Annotated in this window: 14 protein-coding genes; 5 read left to right on the top strand and 9 right to left on the bottom strand. The window is 62.4% G+C overall.

The features are described 5' to 3' along the window. Positions 1-203 precede the first annotated feature (203 nt). From KI235_RS20220 to KI235_RS20195, 6 genes are all read right to left on the bottom strand, one after another. A complete protein-coding gene (locus tag KI235_RS20220) occupies positions 204-722 on the bottom strand; it encodes an Hcp family type VI secretion system effector (RefSeq protein ID WP_003203708.1) in 519 nt (172 codons plus the stop codon). Positions 723-1,020: 298 nt separating this feature from the next. After that, a complete protein-coding gene (locus KI235_RS20215) occupies positions 1,021-2,397 on the bottom strand; it encodes a VOC family protein (protein WP_003203706.1) in 1,377 nt (458 codons plus the stop codon). An 88-nt stretch (positions 2,398-2,485) separates the two neighbouring features. After that, the gene (gene glcF, locus KI235_RS20210; protein ID WP_212795267.1) at positions 2,486-3,706 is read right to left on the bottom strand and encodes a glycolate oxidase subunit GlcF; all 1,221 of its coding nucleotides are present in this window, start codon (positions 3,704-3,706) and stop codon (positions 2,486-2,488) included. Between the two features lie 161 nt (positions 3,707-3,867). Then, complete coding sequence (glcE, locus tag KI235_RS20205) at positions 3,868-4,926, bottom strand: glycolate oxidase subunit GlcE (RefSeq protein ID WP_114731404.1); 1,059 nt, start codon at positions 4,924-4,926, stop codon at positions 3,868-3,870. Beyond that, a complete protein-coding gene (glcD, locus tag KI235_RS20200) occupies positions 4,926-6,425 on the bottom strand; it encodes a glycolate oxidase subunit GlcD (RefSeq protein ID WP_003203701.1) in 1,500 nt (499 codons plus the stop codon). Before glcD ends, glcE begins: the two co-directional genes overlap by 1 nt. A 90-nt stretch (positions 6,426-6,515) precedes the next feature. After that, positions 6,516-7,445 (bottom strand): alpha/beta fold hydrolase, encoded by a 930-nt coding sequence (locus KI235_RS20195; protein ID WP_003203699.1) that lies wholly within the window; start codon positions 7,443-7,445, stop codon positions 6,516-6,518. 296 nt (positions 7,446-7,741) lie between these two features. On the opposite strand from KI235_RS20195, the gene KI235_RS20190 reads away from it, so the two are divergent. Continuing rightward, positions 7,742-8,827 carry a diguanylate cyclase gene (locus KI235_RS20190; protein ID WP_003203697.1) on the top strand — a complete coding sequence of 362 codons (1,086 nt, stop codon included), beginning with the start codon at positions 7,742-7,744 and terminating at the stop codon, positions 8,825-8,827. 85 nt (positions 8,828-8,912) lie between these two features. Continuing rightward, positions 8,913-10,151 (top strand): M20/M25/M40 family metallo-hydrolase, encoded by a 1,239-nt coding sequence (locus KI235_RS20185; RefSeq protein WP_069971516.1) that lies wholly within the window; start codon positions 8,913-8,915, stop codon positions 10,149-10,151. A gap of 601 nt (positions 10,152-10,752) precedes the next feature. On the opposite strand, the gene KI235_RS20180 is transcribed toward KI235_RS20185, so the two are convergent. Then, positions 10,753-12,078 (bottom strand): phosphate ABC transporter substrate-binding/OmpA family protein, encoded by a 1,326-nt coding sequence (locus KI235_RS20180; RefSeq protein WP_085983275.1) that lies wholly within the window; start codon positions 12,076-12,078, stop codon positions 10,753-10,755. Between the two features lie 104 nt (positions 12,079-12,182). Further along, on the bottom strand, positions 12,183-13,082 hold the full coding sequence (locus KI235_RS20175; protein ID WP_013693793.1) for a LysR family transcriptional regulator: 900 nt from the start codon (positions 13,080-13,082) through the stop codon (positions 12,183-12,185). A gap of 115 nt (positions 13,083-13,197) precedes the next feature. Here KI235_RS20175 and KI235_RS20170 point away from each other — a divergent pair, with 115 nt between their 5' ends. Together KI235_RS20170 and KI235_RS20165 are read left to right on the top strand one after the other, a co-directional pair. Continuing rightward, positions 13,198-14,211, top strand: coding sequence for a polysaccharide deacetylase family protein (locus KI235_RS20170; RefSeq protein WP_039012630.1), 1,014 nt, complete (start codon positions 13,198-13,200; stop codon positions 14,209-14,211). 53 nt (positions 14,212-14,264) lie between these two features. Next, positions 14,265-14,816, top strand: a complete 552-nt coding sequence (locus KI235_RS20165; RefSeq protein WP_013693791.1) for an ester cyclase — start codon at positions 14,265-14,267, stop codon at positions 14,814-14,816. Positions 14,817-14,851: 35 nt separating this feature from the next. On the opposite strand, the gene xthA is transcribed toward KI235_RS20165, so the two are convergent. Then, positions 14,852-15,664 carry an exodeoxyribonuclease III gene (gene xthA / locus KI235_RS20160; RefSeq protein WP_003203684.1) on the bottom strand — a complete coding sequence of 271 codons (813 nt, stop codon included), beginning with the start codon at positions 15,662-15,664 and terminating at the stop codon, positions 14,852-14,854. A 177-nt stretch (positions 15,665-15,841) separates the two neighbouring features. Between xthA and KI235_RS20155 the strand changes: the two genes are divergently transcribed. Continuing rightward, a complete protein-coding gene (locus KI235_RS20155) occupies positions 15,842-16,492 on the top strand; it encodes a GNAT family N-acetyltransferase (protein WP_003203682.1) in 651 nt (216 codons plus the stop codon). The last annotated feature ends 20 nt before the right edge of the window (positions 16,493-16,512 follow it).

Below are 16,512 nucleotides of genomic sequence, written 5' to 3'. Positions count from 1 at the left end.
AATTATTTAAACGGGCGCGCGGACATATTCGGAAAGTTCCATTATTATTATTCGCGTTCGCCCAGTGTCAGGCTCTTTACCAGTGCATGGATTGCCGAGGCCATCGCACTGGGCGAACACCACCCTGAATCAACAACTATCGATTATTTTCAACTGCACATCGACCTGCAGAATTGGCCGATGCGTGAGTGGCTGCCTCCGATTCAACCAGCGGCCGGCGAGCGCCAGTCATCGGAGCCCGAGGTACCGCTGACTTCGTGGGTCCAGGTGATTTTGCGATACGTGAAGTGCACGTCCTCCAGATGGGTGAAGTGTGAGTTTTCCGGGTTCTGGCAGTTGAGCATGTAGTCCTTGATATCGACGATGATCGCGTCCTCCAATGTGGTGGTGTAGTAGTGCTCCTGGGTGCCTGCGGCCGAAGTGCGGTACCACTGGATCTTGACTTCCTCCAGGCGTTCGCCGCTCGTCAGGGCGACCTGAAGCAGTGGCGAGGCTTTGTCGAATACCTTGGTGATGGTCAGGGGTTTGTGTATGCGCTGACCGGTTGGCTGACCGGATTGAGGGTCGCGAGGGATGGTCACTTGGTGCTCGAAAGCCTGCACCATGACCTGATCTTCATGACCCTCTTGATAGGTGTTGCCCACTGAATCGGCGGTAAACGCACCGGCAGTGATCAGGCCTTGTTTAGTGCCTTTAACGGACATGTACGCGGGGGTAGCCAATGGATGCTCTCCTTCCTGGATAACGATAGGGCCTGGGACGGGAGTCGCCCCGAGGTGGCCTCACGGATATCAAGAGCTATGCCATTTTTTAAAAATCTATATATATCAATAGGTTGATCTTCTATCGGGAAGCGCCTCCCTGCAGGCAAGCGAGAAATCGCTCAGAGGTTTGCTCGGCCCATTGCAGTTCCTCGCGGCCCGATCAGACACCGCGATACCCGGGCCGGGTGGCTGAGAAAGGCGCGCTGCGCGCACGCCTCTCAGGCAGTTTTTTGCCGTTTTGCCCTTCAGCTTATTCCTACACGCGCAATGCAGACCGGCACTCATCGATGGAGCGCTGTTGCGTCTGGGCGTACAGCCTCAGCTCATCGATGGTCGCTCGTCCCAGCGCCTCTTCGAAGGCCTGGCGATTGGACTGGCCGGCATAATGACTCTGGGCGGCATCGCCGAGGTTCGACTGGAAAATGCCGGCGGCGCTGACGGGCAGGAAGTCCTCGTACACCAAGGGTTCGGCGCGCAGGTATTGCTGCTCGAGCAAGTGCTCCAGGGAGACGGCTTGCTCAAGTGTGCCCTTGGCGGCAAGGCCCTTGGGGGTGACGAAATAGCGGAAGTACGCCAATGCCTGTCGGCGCAGTTCGTCGTGGTTGTCAGGGAATTCGACAAAGTGTTCGGCCATCAGCCGGTTGTAGCGTTCGGCGTTGGCTTCGTTGGGAAACTCTCCCAGCGCGTCGCGCGCGGCGTTCAGCAATTGATCGTAGAGCGCGCGGCCCTTGGGCGTGAGGGCGGCACCGCGTTGTTCGATTTCGCCGAAGCGGGCGCTGTGGCTGCCTTGGGACTGTGGCTGGTCGGTGAAGGCGACGGGTTCGTCGAGTGCCTTGAAACTGGTCTGGCGCAGCAGGATCGGGCATTGGCGGCGGGGTGGGCCTTCGATCACGGCCTTGGGGGTAATGCCGTGCACGGGCATCCGGGCCTGGACGATGTCGATGTCCAGGGTGCGCGGCGTCAGATGATTGATGTGCGGGCCCTTGAACGCCACCACGTCGGCGATCAGGCGATGCTGGGCGCTCAATTGTCGGTACTGTTCGGCGGTAACGGTGGCGCTGTGGTGCCAGCGAAAGGTTTCCAGGGCCTGTAGGACGAAGTCCTCAGCCTGGGCTTCCGTCAGGCCACCTTGGCGTTCGGCCAGGTCAATGAGCTCAAGGGCCCTGGGGGTGAAGATCTGTCGTTTGTCCAACACCGACTCGGCAAAGGCCCGAAGCTCGGCGTTCTCGATCAGTTCCAGGCGCAGCAGCGAGGTGAACACCCGAAACGGGCTGATCTGCAACGCGCTTTCGTGCACGGCGCGAAAGGCGGTGGAATGCACCGGCACCCCGGCAGGCGTGAGGTCGTAGTAGCCCACCGGCTGCATGCCCATGACCGCGAACAGACGCCCCAGGGTCGCCAGCTCGGCGGCGGTGCCGACGCGGATCGCGCCGTGGCGTTCCAGGTCCAGGCGCTCGAGTTCGCCGGTGCTGCGCAGGTGTGCGGCCAGGACCGGATCTTCGGCCAGCACCTGGGCGTTGGTGTGCTCCACCAGCTTCATCAGGGCGCCATACAGCGGCACCTCGTCGCGGTACATGTCGGACATCGCCCTGGAGAAGCGTTGGCGGATCAGGTCGGGGCTGACGAAGCTCATCGTAAGAATTCCTGGCGAGGGCTGTGGGAAAGATGGACGAAAGATCGCAGCCTTCGCCGGCCCCGGCAAACGAAGAATCTTCAGGACTTCATTCTGCCAGGGACTGATCCACCAGCTCGATCCAGTGCCGCACGGGCGTGCGACCGGCGCCGTCGAGGTGGTTCTGGCAGCCGACGTTGGCAGTGACGATCAACTCCGGCTGGCCACTTTCCAGCGCATTGAGGCGGTTATCCCGCAGTTGCCGCGCCAGGGCCGGCTGGGTCAGCGAATAGGTGCCGGCCGAGCCGCAACACAAATGGCCGTCGGGCACCTCGGTGAGGTTGAAACCCAGCCGCGTCAGCAGCGCCTCGATGCTGCCGGCGAGTTTCTGCGCGTGCTGCAAGGTGCAGGGGCAATGCACGGCAATGCGCTGGTTCCTGGCCGCGCAGATCTGTTCCAGCGGTTCCTTGCCGAGCACTTGCACCAGGTCCAGCGCCCGCTCACTCACCTGCCTGGCCTTGGCGGCGTAGGCCGGGTCATGCTCCAGCAGGTGCCCGTAGTCCTTGATGAATGCGCCACAGCCGCTGGCCGTCTGGACGATGGCTTCAGCGCCGTTTTCCAGGTGTGGCCACCAGGCGTCGATGTTCTGCCGGGCGCGATCCAGCCCAGTGGCCTGGGCGTCGAGGTGATAATCCAGGGCGCCGCAGCAGCCGGCCTGCGCACAGGTGATCACGCTGATGCCGAGTCGATCCAGCACTCGTGCTGCCGAGGTATTGGTGTTGGGCGACAGGCCCGGTTGCACGCAACCTTCGAGCATCAACACCGTACGTCGATGCCGCAGAGGCGGGCGCTCGCCGTGAGGAGGGGAAGGGCGGGGCAACTTGGCGCTCAGGTTCGCTGGCAGCAACGGACGGAAGATCGCTCCAAGACGCAGCAGGGCCTTGAACCGATCGGGGCTGGCGGCCAGGCTTCGCAGCCCCAGGCGCAGCGCGCGTTGGCCGGCGGGACGCGGCACGGCTTGGTCGACCACCGCCCGGCCGATGTCCAGCAGGTTGTGGTAATCCACGCCGGACGGGCAGGTGGTCTCGCAGTTGCGACAGGACAGGCAGCGATCCAGGTGCAGTTGGGTGCTGGCCGTCGCCGGCTGGCCTTCGAGCACTTGCTTGATCAGGTAGATGCGTCCGCGCGGACCGTCCAGTTCATCGCCGAGCAATTGGTAAGTGGGGCAGGTGGCATTGCAGAAGCCGCAATGCACGCAGCTGCGCAGGATCCGTTCGGCTTCTTCGGCGCGGGGTAGATTTTTGCTTTCCTCACTGAACCGAGTCTGCATAGGTAGTGTCCTGTATCACAAATGCTGTTTCTTTTTGACGGCGTCTGTTGTCGTCATGCTGCGTTGCCGCTCCTCGCCATAGCGGGCTATGACTCGTCGCGGCGCCTTGCCTGACGACAACAGCCACTCGTCAAAAAGGAACGCATTTGCGACACAGGACACTAGAACTCCAGATACATCCGACCAGGGTTGAAAAGCCCCAGGGGATCGAGCTGGGCCTTGAGCTGCCGGTGATAGCGCAGCAGCGCCGGGGCCAGTGGCTGGAACGGTGTGTCGCTGGCACCCTGACGATAGCAGGTGGCATGGCCACCGACTTCATGGGCCAGGGTTTGCACCGTGTCGGCCTCGGTTTTCAACCAGCGTTGGGCGCCGGCCCAGTCGATCAACTGCGCGCCGGGCAGGGTGAGCGGCCCGGTATGGTTGGGCAGCGACAGGCGCCACAGCGGCAAGCCTTCATCGAAGAAGGCCAACTGATGTTCATTGAGTGCCGTCCAGTATTGATCGTCGATCACCTCGCCACCGAAACGCTGATGAGCGGCGCTGACCGAGCCTTCGCCACCCTCCAGGCGCAGGTGCAGGCAGTCGCCGTCATGGCTGGCGGCGCTGATGGGCAGGGGCTGACGGCCCCATTCGGCGAGTTTTTCCAGGGCCTCGGTGCTGTCCAGTTCCAGGCGGATACTCAGGCTGTGACGGGGCTTGGGCAGGACCTTCAAGGAAACTTCGGTGATCACCCCCAGGCAACCGAAACTGCCGGCCAACAGGCGCGACAGGTCGTAGCCGGCGACGTTTTTCATCACCTCGCCGCCGAAACGCAGCAACGTGCCGTGGCCACTGATCAGCCGCGTGCCCAGGACGAAGTCGCGCACCGAACCGGCCCACGGTCGACGCGGCCCCGACAGCCCGGCGGCGACCATGCCGCCGACCGTGGCGTCATCGCCAAATGCTGGCGGTTCGCAGGGCAGCCGCTGCCCGGCGGCGTCGAGGGCGGCAAGCAGTTCCCGCAGCGGGGTGCCGGCCCGGGCCGTGATCACCAGTTCGGTGGGGTCGTAGTGGACGATGCCACGATGCACGCGGGTGTCCAGCACTTCGCCGGCCACTTCGCGCCCCAGGAAAGCCTTGCTGTTGGACCCCTGGATGCGCAGCGGCGTGGCGTCGGCCCGGGCGCGATTGACCTGTTCGAGCAGCAGGTGGCTGGCGTCCTGGTCGGCTTCGCGGCTCATCAGAAACGCTCCAGTTCAGGAAACGGCAGTTGTCCGCCATGGATGTGCATGGCACCGAATTCGGCGCAGCGGTGCAGGGTGGGGATGTTCTTGCCGGGGTTGAGCAGGCCTTGGGGATCGAATGCTGCTTTCACCGCGTGGAACAGGTTCAGTTCGTCGCTGTTGAATTGCGTGCACATCTGATTGATTTTTTCCCGGCCGACACCGTGTTCGCCAGTGATGCTGCCACCTACCTGGACACACAGTTCGAGGATTTTCCCGCCCAGGGTTTCGGCGCGCTCCAGTTCGCCGGGCTGGTTGGCATCGAACAGGATCAGCGGGTGCATGTTGCCGTCACCGGCGTGAAAAACGTTGGCGACGCGCAGGCCATGCTCGGCACCGAGGCTGGCGATGCGCTGCAGTACCTCGGGCAGGGCACGTCGCGGGATGGTGCCGTCCATGCAGTAATAATCCGGCGCCAGGCGACCCACCGCCGGGAAGGCGTTCTTGCGCCCGGCCCAGAAGCGCAGCCGCTCGGCCTCGTCCCGCGCCTGGCGCACCTCGGTGGCCCCGGCCTGCTCCAACACCTGGCGGACCTGTTCGCAATCGTCATGGACATCGGCCTCTACCCCGTCCAGTTCGCACAGCAGGATCGCTTCGGCCTCCACCGGATAACCAGCGTGGATGAAGTCCTCGGCGGCGCGGATCGCCAGGTTGTCCATCATTTCCAGGCCGCCGGGGATGATCCCGGCGGCGATGATGTCGGCTACCGCTCGCCCGGCCTTGTCCACCGAATCGAAACTGGCCAGCAGCACCTTGGCGACCTGGGGCCGGGGCAACAGTTTGACCGTCACTTCGGTGATCACCCCCAGCAAACCTTCGGAACCGGTGAACAGCGCCAGCAGGTCCAGGCCCGGCGAGTCCAGGGCTTCGCTGCCGAGGGTCAGGCGCTCGCCTTCGATGGTGAGGATTTCCAGCTTCAACAGGTTGTGCACCGTCAGGCCGTACTTGAGGCAGTGCACGCCGCCGGCATTTTCCGCGACGTTGCCGCCGATGGAACAGGCGATCTGCGACGAGGGATCCGGCGCGTAATACAGCCCGAACGGCGCCGCCGCCTGGGAGATCGCCAGGTTGCGCACACCGGGCTGAAGACGTGCGGTGCGGGCGTCGGGGTCGATGTGCAGGATCTGGTTGAACCGCGCCATCACCAGCAACACGCCGCTTGCCAGGGGCAGGGCGCCGCCGGACAGGCCGGTCCCGGCACCCCTGGCGACCACCGGCACATTCAGCCCATGGCAGAGCTTGAGCAGCGCTTGCACCTGCTCGACTCGCTTGGGCAGTACCACCAGCAGGGGCGTGGTGCGGTAGGCCGACAGGCCATCGCATTCGTAGGGCTTGAGATCTTCCTCCTGATGCAGGATGTCCAGGTCTGGAACCTGTGCCTGCAAGGCTTGAAGCAGCGCCTGTTTGTCCACCTTGGGCAAGGGGCCGTCGAGGTGTTCGTCGTAGAGGATGTTCATGAAGTCGATACCTCTGAGTCGGCTCGAATCCCTGTGGGAGCGAGCAAGCTCGCTCCCACAGGGATTCATTTTGTTATTTTCGCATCGCCGTCACTGCCCCAGCCCCTTGAGAAATTCCCGGTACAGCGCCGCGGTTTTTCCCGGTCGTTCGACCATGGGCATGTGGCCAATACCGTCCCAGATTTCCACCCGCAAATCGGCGATGCCCTTGCTCCACACCGGCACGCTGCTGACGTCGATCAACCTGTCCTTGCGCCCCCAGAGTAGCAGCGACGGGGCGCGGATGTCGGCCAGGCGCGGTTCCATCGGCGGGCTGGCGCGAAAATCGACGAAGATCTCCGCCAGTTCCTCGCGGCGCTGTTCGTAACGTTCGGCCATTGCCGCCAGCACCACGCTGGGCACCCAGGGCGGGGAGGCCATGGTCATTGCGTAGAACGGCGCGAAATCGTCCCGCGAGTCGACGAGGAACGGGTTATGCCCGGCGGCCAGGTGGCGTTCCATGTCGCTGGCCTGGGGCGCGGTGACGCCGGCCGGATCGATCAGCGCCAGGGTCAGCACGCGCTCGGGCGAGGTGGCCGCCAGCCATGCGGCGAGGTAACCGCCCATGGAATTGCCAATCACATGGACCTTGTCCAGGCCACAGGCGTCGAGCAACTCGATGACCCGCCGGGCCTGGGTCGGGATGTCATAGCCGCCGCCGGCCTTGAAGCCGGTTTCGCCATGGCCGGCCAGGTCGGGCACCACCACCCGGTAGTCGCCGACAAAATGTCGGGCGAAGCGCAGCCAGAGATTCTTGTCGGCGCTGTAGCCATGCAGCATCAGGATGCTGCCGGACGCTTCATAGGGCCCGCCTTGCCAGGTCGATACGGTCATCTCGCTGATGGGGACGGTGATCTTGTGCAACCGGTAGAGACGTGCCTCCAGCGCCATGCCCATGTCGTACAGCACATGGCCGATGCCTGGATATGTCAACCAGCTCCAGGCGATAAACACGGCAAGGACTACCCACAACACCAGCATGTTTTGCCCCCCATGGGTCAGGACAGAATGTGATCGGCCAGTCTGAGCCGACGGGCCAGATATTCTTAAGTGAAGCTGAAACCCGAGCACATCGCGATGACATGGCGCATTTGCTTTGCTACTTGCTATGACAGCCGCCGGATGACTCATGTATAGCCAAGATCCGCGGCAGGGCCCGACATTTGAAGGAGAATAAATACCCCCTCATTCAGTGGTGGCTATTTGATGCCGCCCTGATAGACTCCAAGCTACCCCCCGTCCCAACGACTTGGGAAGCCCGCGGTGCAGAGGTTCCTATGCAAAAAACGGGAAAAAAGGGACGGACGCTGGCCAGGAGGCTTTATATATCGCGCATTCTGGGCCTGACGCTGGGGTTGCTGTTGGTGAGTGCTGCCGTCTTTCCCCTCGAGCCGGCGCCGTGGGTCTGGGGTTTCATGCTGTTCAACGGCCTGCTCTGGCCACACTTGTCCTACGGGTGGGCCCGGCGTTGCTCGGTGCCGTACCAAGCCGAACACATCAACTTATTGATCGATGCGGCGCTTGGCGGCTTCTGGGTCGCGGCAATGCAGTTCAACCCGCTGCCCGCAGCCGTCACGCTGGCGATGATGGCGATGAACAATGTCGCCATTGGTGGCCTGCGTTTCCTGCTCATTGGGGCCTTGGCCCAAGTGGCCGGCATTGTCGTGGGCGTGCTGATCTTCCCGCTGACCAGCGTGCCCATGACCAGCCCGGCGCAGATCTATGCTTGTTTGCCGTTGCTGTGCCTGTATCCGATGGCGCTGGGTTGGTTCTGCTATCGCCAGGCCTACATTCTGGGCCGGCAGAAACGCGAGTTGCTGGCCCTGAGTCGCACCGACAGCCTGACTGGTTTGCTTAACCATGGTGCCTGGAAAGATCGCCTCAACGAGGAGTTCCAGCGCTGCCAGCGTCACCCGAATGACGGGGCAGGGCGCGGCGCGATTGCGCTGATCGACATCGATCATTTCAAAGCCATCAATGACACCTATGGCCATGTCGCCGGCGACATTGTGCTGCGCCAGCTTGGCAAGATGCTCAAGCAAAACCTGCGCGCCGCCGATGTGGTCGGGCGTTATGGCGGGGACGAGTTCTGTGTGATTCTGCCGGACCTGACGCTTCACAACGCCGTGCAGGCCATGGACGGCTTGCGCGAGCGCTTTGCGACGCTCAGCTATGAACAGAACCCGGCGCTGAAGGTGAGCCTGAGTATTGGCCTGGCGGCCTTCAACCCGGCTTATGGCGATGCGACCCATTGGCTCAATGATGCCGACCAGGCGCTTTACGAGGCCAAGACCGGCGGGCGCAACCGGGTCACGTGTTACCGGCATCGGCAGGTGTTGGAGGTATCGGCCATTTCTCCCTGAGGTGGCCACCTGCGGTCTAGAGCCTTGACCCATTGTCGGGTAGGGTGCCTCTGGCACTCTTTCGATACGGAACAAGGATGAAATCATGATGATGACCGCTCTTCGCTCCCGTCTGGCCGTCAGTCTTGGCCTGAGCCTGGCCCTCGGCGCCTTTGCTCCCGTTGCTTTCGCGCAGCCCCATCAACAAGTCCTGAGCGACGCCGAACAGAACAAGGGCGAGGCCCTGAAACTGCTCGAACGCTTGGTGAACATCGACTCCGGCTCAGGCTATGTGCCGGGGCTGACCCAGGTCGGTGACATTGCCATCGATGAATTGCAGAAGTTGGGCGCCACCATCGAAAAGGTGCCTAACTCGGACGGCACCCAGCACATCCTGGCGACCCTCAAGGGCACCGGCAAGGCAAAAATCCTGCTGATGGCGCACATGGACACGGTGTTCAAGGAAGGTTCGGCCGCCGAGCGTCCCTTCCACATCAAGGATGGCCGGGCCTACGGGCCGGGGGTGATGGATGACAAGGGCGGCATCGTCGCCGGGATCTACGCCTTGAAGGTGCTCAAGAACCTGGACTTCAAGAACTACGCGCAGATTACTTTCCTGCTCGACGCCAGCGAAGAAACCGGTTCGGACGCCGCCACCGACCTGATCAAGAAAACCGCCAAGGCCCATGACGTGACGCTCAACCTCGAGCCGGGGCGCCCGGCCGATGGTCTGGTGGTGTGGCGCAAGGGCAGTGCCACGGCGCTGGTGGAGGTCAAGGGCAAGGCGTCTCACGCCGGTGTCGCGCCGGAGTTGGGGCGCAATGCGGCGATGGAAGCCGCGCATCAGATCTTGCAACTGGGCAAGCTCGGCGACGCGGAAAAGAAAACCACCATCAACTTCACGGTGATCAAGGCCGGCGACCGGACCAACGTGATTCCCGACCAGGCGAGCGCCAAGGCGGATGTGCGGGCAGCGGTGCCGGAAGAGTTCGACCGCATCGAAAAAGACCTGGCCCGGGTGTCGCAGGACAAGTTGATCGCCGACACCGAAGTCACCACCAGCCTCAAGCGTGGCTTGCCACCGATGCCGCAGACGGCGGAGTCGGACCGGTTGATGGCCATGGCCCAAGGCATCTATGGCGAACTGGGGCGCAAACTCACTGAAGAAGGTAGCGGTGGGGCGGCGGATGCCAGCCTGTCGGCCGGGGTTGGTACGCCGACGCTGGATGGCTTTGGCATTGTTGGCGGCAACATCCATACGCCGGAGGAATACGCCGAAGTCGAGAGTGTGGTGCCAAGGATTTATCTGTTGTCGCGGATGATCATGGAGTTGGCGGGGCGGTAAAGCGCTGCCCATTTTTTAAAGGATCGAAACATCGCACCGTCCCGCTGTGGAAGCAAGGCTTACCCGCGATGAAGATGACGCGGTCTCCTGGGGAACCGAGGTGCCTGCATCGCGAGCAAGCTTTGCTCCCACTGGGATTTGTGTTGCGCCGCTTCGATCGTTCGGTGGCGGCTATACGCAGGTTGGTAGACCGGGTACCAAGGCAAACCCAGCGCGCCACAAGGGCGCCCCGCGCACAGCCGCCATAATAAATATGCCGGAGCCGTGCGCCTTAGTTTTACCCGGGCTACCAAACCCGATTGCTGATTCGTCAGCGACCCGGAAACGATAAAGCCCTGGCCTCAAGGCGCGCAAGCCGGCGGATTCTGGCGTAGTTGTAGGTAACGGCGCAAGACGATGTGGCTCGGTCCTACCCCGAGGCTAATGTGATAAACATCCAGGCTTTTGTAGTGAGGGAATTTAGCGAAATGTCGCAGCGTCCCGCTGTGGGAGCAAGGCTTGCCCGCGATGAAGATGACGCGGTCTCCTGGCGAACCGAGGTGTCTGCATCGCGAGCAAGCTTTGCTCCCACAGGGATTTGTGTTGCGCCGTTTGACCTGGTTCAGTAGACCCAAACCTCAACCCGTCGATTCCTGACCCGTCCTGCATCCTCGCTGTTGGCCGCCACCGGCATCAATGCGCCGAACCCCCGTACCTCTCGCAGCGCCACGCCGTATTTGACCAGTTCGCGCCGCACCGCCATGGCCCGCAGTTTGGACAGAAGGTCGGCCCGCGCCGGGTCGTCCTTGGCGTCGCCAAACCCCACCAGGGTCACACGCCGGTCGGTTTTGCCATGCTGCTTTATATAGTCGAGCACGCGGCCCAGGTCCTGGTGGGCCTTGTTGTCCAGGCTGGCGCTACCTTCTTCGAAGCGGAAGTTCACGGTCAAGCGTTGGGCGTGGCGGCTCAGGGCCTGGTAACCCTCGGGCATCAATGCATTCGGCGTGACGGCCATGGCCTGGACGGTTTGGGCGATGAATCCATTGGCCGCGACGATGGTCTGGCCCTGCTCGCTTTGGGTGAACGCCACCAGCGCCTCGGCCCACGGGTTGGTCGCCTGGGGTGGCAAATAAAAGAACAGGCGCCGGGACAAGGGGTAGTCCTCGGTGGCGATCAGGTTGTTCAACGGCAACATGGGTTGGGAATCACCGTCGACAATCGCCAGTGCCTTGGCCTGGCGCACATAGGGCAAACCGATGAAGCCGATGCCTTGCGGGTCCTGGCTGACAGCGTCGGACAACTGTTCGCTGGATTCGAAGCGCCGTGCTGTAGGATCCAGCCGTTTTCCCTGTCGGCTGAGGACCAGTTCCTTGAAGGTGTCGTAGGTGCCGGACTGTTCATCCCGGGCATAAAGATGAATCGGCCCGCCAGCACCGCCCACGGCTTCCCAGGTTTTCGCCTCGCCACTGAATATCCGCGCCAGTTGCACGGTATCGAGCTGACGCAATGGGTTCTGCGGATGAAGAATAATCGCCAGGCCATCAATGGCGATGACTTGCTCGGCGGTGGGACTTTTCAGGTCGCCCAGGGACGACAGTTCCTTCAGTTCACTGTCCTTGATCGGTCGTGAAGAGGCGGCCAGGTCGGCGTTGCCCTGCTTGAGGGCGGCGAAACCGGTGCTGGAGCCGTGGGCGGCAATGTCGATTTCCACTCGCCGACCGTCAGTGGTCTGGCCGACGATCCGCTGCTCATTGTCTGTGCCGGTGATTTCGGCGCTCACTTTGAGCAGCCCCTGGCTTTCCATCAGCCCTTTGACCAGCGCCGGGCCGAGCGTTGCCCCTATGGTATTGGAGCCTTGAAGGCGCAGGGCCGGGCCGGATTCTGGAAGAGGCAAGCCGGGAACAGGCTCGCGTTCAGCGCAGATCGCCAACGGCAGCCACAACGCCATTATCCAGACCACGCACAGACGCATGCCGACACCTTCAGAACCCAGGGAAGTGCCGGGAGAATAAGTCAGGCAGATGACTAAACGATGACAGGGCGATTGCGTTCTTAAGCGCCGGACTCCATTGCTGCCAGCTCGGTCACCAGATGTTCGATCAACGCCCTCACGCGCTTGGGTTGGACGCGGGCAGTCGGGTAGACGATCTGCAGTAGCGTGCTGCCGGCCGTGAACTCCGGGAGTAACTCCACCAACCGCCCGCTCTTGAGATCGTCGCGCACATCCCAGATCGACTTGAGACTGATGCCGTGTCCCTCCAGGCACCACTGGCGTACGAGGCCGCCGTCATTGGCGATTCGCCGACCCTGGACCAACACGCGATGCACCTCGCCGCGTCGGCTGAAGGTCCATTCCCGCGCCGTATTGATGCCCAGGCGCATCACCAGGCATTCGTGTCGGGTCAGTTCGGTGGGGTGCGTTGGCGTGCCATGACGCGCCAGATAAGTGGGCGCGGCACAGACCACGCGACGGTTTTCCCCCAAGGGCCTGGCGCGCAGTGAGCTGTCGGCCAAGGCGCCATAGCGAATGGCAAAATCGAGCCCCTGGCTGACCAGGTCCACGTAGCCGTCGCCCAGGTCCAAATCCAGGCTGACATCTGGATGCTCATCGAGAAATCGCGACAGGATGGGGTCGATGTATTGGCGTCCCAAATCTTGCGGGGCACTCATGCGAATCGGCCCGCTGAGGGTTTGGGTGCCGGCGCGAATGCTGCTGTGCAACTCGCCGGCTTCGGCCAGTAACCGGCGGGCCCCTTCGACCAGCAACTTGCCTTCGTCGGTCAGGCTGATCGCACGCGTGGTGCGATTGAGCAGGGTGGCGCCGTAGTAGGTTTCCAGGGTGGCGAGCCGTTCCGAGACCGAAGCGGGGGACAGCCCCACCTCCCGGCCGGCAGCAGAGAGTCCACCTTTCTCAACGATGAGTAGAAAAAGCTCGAGGTTCTTCAGGAACATTATTCGGTAATTCCGAAATGTATTTTCGCCAGTGGATCAATTATCAGGAAAACACGCAAGGCATACCTTAGTGCCTCAGACGATTGCACTTCAGTGTTTTTTCCAGGAGTCCGCCATGGCCATTTCCGAGGTACCCGATGCTACTCACAACCCCGAACGCAGGACCTTCCTGGCCCAGGCGAGCGCTGGTGCTGCGTTGCTGGCGGCGGGGGACCTTTTGACGACGGGCTCGGCGCAGGCCGGTATCTCGACAAAAGCCGTCGGCGTTTCCAGGAGTGGCTTCTGGCCGGGCGACACCCGCTTGGTGATTTCGATTTCCATGCAATTCGAAGCCGGAGGGCAACCGCCCAAGGGGACCGACAGCCCGTTTCCCCCAGTGGATTTCCCTGACGGTGTCCCCTCCGATCCGGCGACCAATACCTGGTTTGCCTACGGCTATCGGGAAGGTATCCCACGCATGCTGGATTTGTGGGACCGCCATGACGTCAAGGTCACGTCCCATATGATCGGCGAAGCGGCGCGGCGCCAGCCGTCCCTGGCACGGGAGATTGTTGCGCGCGGTCACGAAGCGGCCGGCCATGGCCCGCGTTGGAGTTCGCAGTTTGCGATGAGTCGCGAGGAGGAACGGACGTTCCTGCGCCAGGCCGCCCAGATGGTGCAGGAGGTCACCGGGCAGCCGGTCACCGGTTACAACTGCAACTGGTTGCGCCGGGGGCCCAATACCCTGGCGTTGCTGCAGGAGCTGGGCTACCTCTACCACATCGATGACGTCAGTCGCGACGAGCCCTTCATCGAATCGGTCAATGGCAAGGACTTCGCAGTGGTCCCCTACACATTGCGCAATAACGACATCGTGCTGATCGAAGGCCGGCATTATTCGCCCCAGGCCTTCCTGGAGCAGGTAAAGCTCGATTTCGACCAACTCTACGAAGAAGCCGGCACACGGCGGCGAATGATGTCGATCAGCGCCCATGACCGTATCAGCGGCACGCCGCAAATGGTGCGGGTCTGGGATGAGTTCCTGCGTTACGCCAAAAGCCACCCGGGCGTGACGTTCATGCGCAAGGACGATATTGCCCGCTACACCCTCGCCAGTGCGCTGTCGGTGCGTGAAGCCGAAACGCTCTGAAGCCTTTTTACAAAACCGGGCCCCGGCCCTTGATCGACCCGAAGGAACCTACCATGCCGTTCTCATTCCTTGCCCTGCCTGGCGGCTTGCGCCTGGCCGGTTTTTCCCTGGCCCTGGGCCTGTCGCTGGGGGCCTCGGCCGCCACCGATGCGCTCGTGGCGCCCCAGAGTCTGATTGTCGACCAGAGCCTGTCGGCGCGGCAGGCGTCCGCCATGATCCTCGCGGCCCGGCGTTATGACACGTTCTGGCACACCGGAGACGAAGCGCTGGCCCGCGAAGCCCTGGCGCCTGGCTTCATCGACAAGACGCCACCTGCCGGGCGCAAGCAAGGCCCGGAAGGACCGTTACTGGCGTCTCGAGCCTTCCGTGGGGCAGTGCCGGATCTCAGTTGTGTCGTGGAACAGATGTTGGTGGTGGGGGATCGGGTCGTGGTGCACCTGCGCTTTCGCGGCCATTTCACCGGCACCTTTGACCAGCTCCGGGGCCAGGGCCAACCCGTGGAGTTCATCGCGACGGATATCTATCAGGTCGACCAAGGAAAAATCGTCGCCAACTGGCACATCGAGGACAACTTGAGCCTGTTCAAACAGCTGGGTGCTCTCTGACAGACAGGCTCGCCTTTGGCGAGCCGTTTTGCTGATCAGCTCAACTGCAACCAGATCGGCGCATGGTCCGACGGTTTTTCCATGCCTCGCAGTTCGTAGTCCACGCCGGCGTCCTTGACCCGTGGCAGCAGGCCGTGGGAGGTGAGGATCAGGTCGATGCGCAGGCCGCGCTTGGGCTCGTCCTCGAAACCGCGGCTGCGGTAGTCGAACCAGCTGAAGCGGTCGGTGACGTCCGGGTTCAGGTGGCGGAAGCTGTCCACCAGGCCCCAGTTCTTCAGGCGGGCCATCCATTCGCGTTCTTCCGGCAGGAAGCTGCATTTGCCGGTTTTCAGCCAGCGTTTCATGTTGTCCGGGCCGATGCCGATGTCGCAGTCTTCCGGGGAAATGTTCACGTCGCCCATCACCACCACCGGCTGGTCGTTGCTGAAGCGGCTTTCCAGCAGTTGCTGCAAATCGCTGTAGAAACGTTCCTTGGCCGGGAATTTGGTCGGGTGGTCGCGGCTTTCACCTTGTGGGAAATAACCGTTCATGATGGTCACCGGCACGCCGTTGGCATCGGCGAAGGTGCCCCAGATGAAGCGCCGCTGGGCATCCTCGTCGTCGCCCTCGAAGCCCTTGTACAGGCTCAGTGGCGCCTGGCGGGAGAGCAGGGCGACGCCGTAATGGCCCTTTTGCCCGTGGTAATGCACGTGGTAGCCCAGGGCCTGCACCTCGGCCAGGGGGAATTGTTCGTCGTGGACCTTGGTTTCCTGCAGCCCGATCACGTCCGGCTGGTGCTTCTCGATCAGCGCCGCCAACTGATGGGGGCGGGCGCGCAGCCCGTTGATGTTGAAGGAGACGATCTTCATGGTCGGCTGTCCTGGCAAAACTGCGATGCTAGCTGACATGTCGGAACACGGCCAGCGTGGCAGTAGGACAAATGCGCTGCTAATGTCCTGTGGGTGTAGGAACGATCGCAACCCAATCGGGTTCGTACTCAATAAGAGCAGGGCCTCATCGAGCCTCGCCCCAGGAGAACTACCGTCATGCCTGAAACCGCCACCGCCATCGCCGACATCCATATGCTCGACAGTGGTTATTCCCGTGAAGCCCGTTCGTTGCTGTACCAGGCCTATCGCCACGAGCCGACTTTCAGCTACCTGTTCGAATCCGAGCGTCCCGGTTATGAACAGCGGGTACGGGCCACGGTGCGTGAGCTGGTCAAGCAGCATTTTCTCCAGGACCTGCCGGCCATCGGCTTGCTGGTCAACGACCGCCTGATTGGCATCGCCCTGATCGCCCCGCCGCAGCGGCGCCTGGGCATCACCGAAAGCTGGGCCTGGCGCCTGCGGATGGTCTTGAGCACTGGTTTTCGTTGCACCCGGCGCTACCTGGAATACCACGCGGCGGTGCTGGCCTGCCTGCCGTCGGATGCGGTCCATGTATTGCCGCTGCTGGGGGTGCATCCACAGTTCCAGGGCAAGCATTTCGGCGAACAGTTGCTCGAAGCGGTTCATAACTGGTGTGCGGTGGACGAGCATTCCCAGGGCGTGGTGCTGGACACCGGCAACCCACGTTACCTTGAGTTTTATAAACGCCAGGGTTACGAGGAAATCGGTGAAGTGGCGGTAGGACCGATCCGCGAGCATGTGTTCTTCCACGCCAACCCGCAGGTCCTGCAAAGCGCAACGGCATAGTCTGGCGAACTTTTGCGAAA

This window comes from Pseudomonas sp. St386, from assembly GCF_018325865.1.
In the GTDB taxonomy this organism is placed as follows: domain Bacteria; phylum Pseudomonadota; class Gammaproteobacteria; order Pseudomonadales; family Pseudomonadaceae; genus Aquipseudomonas; species Aquipseudomonas brassicacearum.
The sequence above is the reverse complement of the archived record's forward strand: the minus strand, read 5'-3'. Positions and strand labels throughout refer to the sequence as shown.